We start from the raw sequence: 6,177 nt of genomic DNA, 5'->3' as shown, positions 1-6,177 counted from the left end.
ATATTCTACCCCTGTGCTCCCCGGCACATTGCGCGGAGATCCTAACCGTTTTGAAGACATATACAGCCGGTGTTTGTGCTGTAGAAAACCCTGATCGCTGACGACAGTAAAAGACACCACGTCTTCTGCGGGCGCTCTGTTATCTCCATTAGGTTCATGATGTCCGGGCGCAAAGCCAACCGCTCTCCAGGTTTGGCCATAATCGTTTGCAACAAGAAATCCATCCACTTGCCAGTTGGTAATTGCTATATATTTCTCAGAAGGATGGATAAATTTTCGCGTGAAAATTCGATAAAACTGACTGGCTGGTATTGTGTGAATACCTCGTTTAGTGTCCGTATACCAGAGTTCTCCTTCGCAGTCCCAGCCTTTAAGCTCCAGAAATCGATGATCATCAAACCGATAAATCACCTGCGTCGGCGGCTCATTCGCCAAACTATTCGCAGTCAGTAAAATAGTGGCGAATGCGAAAACAACACAAAGTCCCTTCATGCTCAGTCCTTAAGCCAGCTGGCCGTCACTTTTAGGTTTTGGCATTTCCCATTGCAATAACTTCCTTTCCTGAAAGTCTTCTGCTTTGAAAAAGCCCATATCGATATTTTTCGGGTTACGAACATTTGGTCGGATACCGGCATAATCATTATCCACACCGTAATTACCCTTAGGCAGCACTTCATCTGGTTTATTCATTACGTTCTTTGTCGAGACATCTGGCAGTCGTCCGGAACGATAATATTCTTTAGCAGCAGGAAAACCATTCATTGGATCGCGCCAGTCTGCACGATGTAACAGCTCCTCCCAGAACTTTCCTGCCTTATAATCAAACGCTTTACACTGCCCAATAGCCAGATCGAACGCCATCGCGTGTGACGGCGCAAACTCACTCATGACAATAGATGAGTGCTGGCTATAACTAACCGGATCGATTTTTTGCCACTCCGCTTCCAGCTCTTCACGGGTTTTCAGCCAGGTTATGGACAGTACCGGGTACTCTTTTGAACCCGTAACCTTCCCTGCAATGACTGTGTGTTTCCGGGCAATACTTTCAATCTCTAGTTCATCGCGCGTTAAGACATGCCCCGGTTTCCAGCTGATACGCTGATAGCTGTTGAGCATATACATTGCAGAGTCCGTGCGCTTGATAGCGCTGGCTTTGGCGGAATAGGAGATGTAAGCGTCCGGACTGTCGGGATCGATATAATAGGTATAGGGTTTGTCACTGGTTTTTGGATCGTCATCAGGTCTGTTATCCTGTCCCTGGAGTTTAAACGTAAACGGCTCCGGTAATTCCTCTCCGTTCACCACCACATCGCGGTAGCTGTAGCTGCTGTTGGTCAGGAAGGCGTATTCTGCATCCCCCTCCTTTCGCGGCGGCAACGCAAAAGGCTTTGCGTCCGGCGCTTTCCCTACCTCGCCGTGCTGATAAAAGACGCGCTGAAAGAGATTAGGAATATCCCGGGCTATTTCCTGAGGGATACCCCGCCAGCCCATCCCCTGTACATTTTCCAGCGACACGACGCCGTCGTTAGGACAAAAGTAGTTGTACACCTTGCCGTCGTTGCTCCGGCAATACCGGTCATCGGTTCGCAGCGGATTATCGGAAGGTTTACGCAGGGTGCAGGAGGCCTCCATCGCCTGCAGTTCACCCTCTGTTATTTTTCTGCCACCTTTCCACTGCGTGTACATCAGGCGACAGAAGTTTTTGAAGGTGTTCTGTCTGGCCGCGTTGGTCTGTTGATATCCGGGCTGAATATTTTCAAATACGCGCGACTCCAGCGAATACGGGGAGTGGTTAAGAATGACGCAGTTAACCGGAGCATATCCAGCCTGTTTCACCAGCATATTTGCCAGCATGGTGATGATAGTTCCCTGGCTATGAGCTACCACGTTCATAATATCATTCCTTGTTATATCCTCTGCCCTGACCTGAATAATCAAATCCGCCAGCCGCTGAGCGGCAAAAAATTGATAAATACGGTGAGGATTTTCATATATTGGATGCGTATAGTCCCCGTCATTAAAGTGCAATGAGGCAAATCCCGCTGCGGCCACACCAAAGCCACCGGCACCCGGCCCTAACATGTCGGGAATAGTGGTCGTCGCATTAGCAAAGGTTCCGCCCCCTTTGGCAAAATGCATATCAAGCGCGTTTTTAAAGTTATCGCTCTGGAATTTAAAGGGTCCTTTGCCGTCATTACCCAGCGCCGCTTTATTCTTCTCGTTATTTTCCTGATAGGCGTCATACGGCAGATGGGCTTTCTCACTCAGCTTGCTGACTTCCTCCCGGTAGCGCTTCTGGTCTGCCCGGTAGTCGTCACAGGTCACCGGTTTATATCCCCAGTAAAACGGGATGACGGGCGAACGGCCGGGAGCGGTGATCCTGTAGTCTTTCCAGGTATGGGCATAAAAATCCTGCCGGTTAAGCCGTTTTCCCAGTCCTGCAAGAATGCCCTTCTCCTGATTCTGGTAGGCCTCACCCACGTCGTTTACGCCGTGGACCAGGATCACGATCCCCGGCATCGGGCGCGGCACGCCCACGTTGCGCGTCTGGGCGGCTTCTCCCAGACTTTTGTGTACCGGAATATCGCCTTCAGAGATCACCCGTGGGGCATATGGTTTTGTCTTCGACTCCGTCATTCCATCAACTCCATTTTGTAACTATCGAGATCGTCAGCATCAAGCAGCGGTGAATGACCATTGCTGTCCGTCACGCCTTCTACAATCTGGCCGGACGAATTCGTCAGTCTGAATTTTTTGTTTGCCAGAATTTGCTCCGGGTCATCGCCCGCGTGCAGCTTATAGCGGAGCTTAAAAGCACCTTTCTCGAAGGATGGCGATTGAACTGACGCACTTTCCGGACCGTCGTATTTCAGGTTCGGTGCTTTAAGCTCAATGCCGGTTGGCGAGAAAATGGTGACCAGCCCGTTCGGACTGATGCGGATCCCGCCCCCACCGCAGACAAACTGCATCCCCTCTCTGGCACTGCCGTTCATCTTCCCGGCGGTACTGGTCAGCGTGAAATCCTGCTGTGACAGCATGTGCATTTCACCGCGCTGCGCCTGGGTCGTGATATCCCCTGCACCGGCAATCATCTGAATACCGAGCTTGCGGGCAAACAGCGAAATTTTCTCCCCCACGGCCAGTGAGAATTTTTTCACCACATTCACGCTGGTATCATTGCCCGCCGTGGCGATCAGGTCCTTCCCGGCAGACAGTTGCAGACTGTCCGGTGTGATTTGAGCAATCCCGTTTTTGCCATAGGCCAGAATGCCGGGTTCCGTGAGATGACTTAACGCCTGACTGAGCGCATTCTGCTGGTCGGTTTCGACATTACAGGCCCCCGCCGTCAGCGCACTTTGTTGCAGGGTCATCGCCAGCGATAAAGCTTTCTCAAGCTGCGCGATGGCTGCTGCCATATCCAGCTGTTTCCCTGCGGCGCGTGGCTGGGCTTCAGTAGTGATCATCACCCCTTTGGCGGCACGCAGTGACATCCAGTCATCGGTACGGGCCTCAAGGCCTTCGCCACGTTTTTTCCCTTCAGCATCGACCAGATGTCCCACGCTGAATTGCCCCTTGCCGTACTCCGTAGAAATCTTGATATGCTCCTGGCCGCGGCGGTCCTCAAGACGAATCTTGTTGAACGCAGCCGTGCGGATCACATTGCGGGTATCGTTGCGGTTGGTGACTAAATCCGGGCGGCTGCCATCATGCATAGCGTGGGCAATAAAAGGTCGGTCCGGATCGCCGCCTTCAAAACCAATGGCCACCTCGGTGCCGTCCAGCAGCGGAAAGTGAATGCCAAAGGTGTCACCGGCATAGGCTCTTCCAAGACGTACCAGAGCGCTTTCAAACCCGTCACGCTTCTCATCCAGGTCAAAATCAAACTTCACCCGGTAGCGCCCGTGCGCATCAAGCCCGGCATAAGTTTTATCTCCCCCGATAGCCGCCACTCTTGCAGGCACGGTTCCGGCTATCACTGGCCGGGGTATATATTCAGGGCGGAAGCTGTAGCCGTGGATGTAGGGGATACCCGTCAGCACGGCGCGGTAATGTTCCGCGCGACTGCTGCGGATGGTCATTTTCGTTATCAGAAAGCCGGGTTTAAAACCGTCTGGAATGGGCCCCGTGGGGTGAAATATGATACCCGGCTGAAGTTCGGGATCGCTGGTCGTTGCGCCCAGAATACTCTGGCCGTTCAGCAGACGCTCATAACGAAGCCGGGCGTAAAACGTGGCCGTTTCCGCCTCTTCGCCATAATAATCACCGTTAGTCAGGTAAGGATCGGCATAGTGATAATGTTGTCCTGTGGTGACACCCTGAGGGATATCACTTATGTCGATAGTTTTGTCGGCCTGAGGCGAGTGCGGGTCGCGGTAGTTATAGGTGCGTACCAACGCGTTTTGGGGGATTAAATCGTGCTGTTCCTCCAGATCGGTAATGTAATCGGCGTAACTGGTCATGCCAGAATGGCGCACATAGGGCACCGGTTTGTCGCTGAAGATATAGCGACGTTCAGAATCGCCAAATATAACGACGGTTTCAGCCTTCACTTTGTCGTGATTCTCTAAGCGGAACCAGATCCCCACCTCCGCCAGCAAACGGCGGATGAACTGCAGATCGGTTTCTTTCCACTGGATAATCATCTCCCGGCGAGGGTAGCTGTGGCTCAGCTGGTCAAAATCGATGTTGTAGCCATCAAAATGACTACTCTCCTTCATCAGCTTCGTGACGAGTTCCGGTACTGTGATATTCATGTACACGGCGGAGCGGTAGTATCTGTCAAGCAGCGCCAGCTCATGCTCCAGCACGCATTCATACAGGGCTTCATCACCGGATGACTTAAGGCGGGAAAATTTTGTGATCGTACCGTTTATCTGTCGTAACGGTAGCCAGGGCGTTTGTCCCTGCCAGGAGGCTTTTGGGTTTGGGGCTCGCAGAATAAATTCGGCCATCTGGTTAAGGACAGCATCAATAGCAATGTTTTGATCCGGACTGGTAAAACGAATGGTATAGCGCCAGGGCTCACTTAATCCCTCTGTTCCGGTAAACGAGTGAACATCAGGAATAACGTTTTTACTACGGGGAAAATACAACAAATAACGATTTAAGGTAGCCTGCTGGACAACTTCGTTGTTCCCTGCCATAGATAAACATCCTTTTAATAAACGGTGGACCTGCTTTTAAATAATACACCCAACGCTATTATTAAAATATGATTTAGCCATGTAAAATCAGGCGTTATAGATACAAGGATATTCACTAAATAAATTCATAGGCATAAAAAAAAATCACCACACAAATATAAAGCACACACCTTTTAATCAGATTTAAATAACAAAATGACGAACACGTTTTTTTATCCGGCGGCCTCATTTGCGGGTGGCGGCTGCGCCTTACCCGGCCTGGAAGGGCACGGAAACTGTAGGCCGGGCAAACGCAGCGCCGCCCGGCATAATCCTTTCATCACCTATCGCCCCGCATCCATGTCACAGCGCATCCGATCCCAACCGGTATAGTCCTTCACTTCAGGTACCTTGTCGGGTAAGCCCTGATAGTTTGCTTTAAATTGGGCTGTATTATCTTTCAGTGCTTGTTTGGTGATGTAATCCATCCCCCAGGCTGGCCCTGGGAAACGGGGTTCTATTTTCCCATTTACTTTGCTTCCCATACCGTCATCGACGGTATATTCAATGCCTGGACCACCCGGCAGAATACGCGGATCTTCAAACGGCTTTGACGACATATACAGCCGGTGTCTGGTCTGCAGAAAACCCTGATCGTTGACAACGGTGAAGGATAATACGTCTTCAGCAGGCGCGTAGTCATCACCATTAGGTTCATTATGCCCGGGAGCAAAGCCAACAGCCTTCCATGTTTCGCCATAATCTTTTGAAACAAGGAATCCATCCACTTGCCAGTTGGTAATTGCTATATATTTCTCAGAGGGGTGAATAAACTTTCGCGTAAAAATTCGATAAAACTGACTGGCTGGCATTGTGTGAATACCCCGTTTGGTATCCGTATACCAGAGTTCTCCTTCACAATCCCATCCTTTCAACTCGAGGTAACGATGTTCATCAAACCGATAAATAACTTGTGTCGGTGACTCTTTCGCCTGGCACTCAGAAGCCAGCACAACGGTGACGACTGCGAGAATAGTACATAATCCTTTCATCA

At 50.8% G+C, this 6,177-nt stretch carries 4 protein-coding genes; all 4 read right to left on the bottom strand.

Annotation, left to right across the window (positions count from 1 at the left end):
• Window positions 1-492, bottom strand: a 492-nt coding sequence (locus tag B3X29_RS21845; RefSeq protein WP_290567528.1) for a T6SS immunity protein Tli3 family protein, incomplete at its 3' end; no start/stop codon positions are given.
• Window positions 493-501: 9 nt separating this feature from the next.
• Window positions 502-2,637 carry a T6SS effector phospholipase Tle3 domain-containing protein gene (locus B3X29_RS21840; protein ID WP_414672020.1) on the bottom strand — a complete coding sequence of 712 codons (2,136 nt, stop codon included), beginning with the start codon at window positions 2,635-2,637 and terminating at the stop codon, window positions 502-504.
• Window positions 2,634-5,144 (bottom strand): DUF2345 domain-containing protein, encoded by a 2,511-nt coding sequence (locus tag B3X29_RS21835; protein ID WP_290567525.1) that lies wholly within the window; start codon window positions 5,142-5,144, stop codon window positions 2,634-2,636. Before B3X29_RS21835 ends, B3X29_RS21840 begins: the two co-directional genes overlap by 4 nt.
• A 323-nt stretch (window positions 5,145-5,467) precedes the next feature.
• Entirely contained in the window at window positions 5,468-6,175 is a 708-nt protein-coding gene (locus tag B3X29_RS21830; RefSeq protein WP_156655480.1) for a T6SS immunity protein Tli3 family protein, read from the bottom strand.
• Window positions 6,176-6,177 lie beyond the last annotated feature (2 nt).

Origin of the sequence: Leclercia sp. UBA5076 (genome assembly GCF_002416465.1) — a bacterium.
Classification (GTDB): Bacteria; Pseudomonadota; Gammaproteobacteria; order Enterobacterales; family Enterobacteriaceae; genus Enterobacter.
Note: the sequence above shows the minus strand (reverse complement) of the source record. Positions and strands in the feature narration are given on the sequence as shown.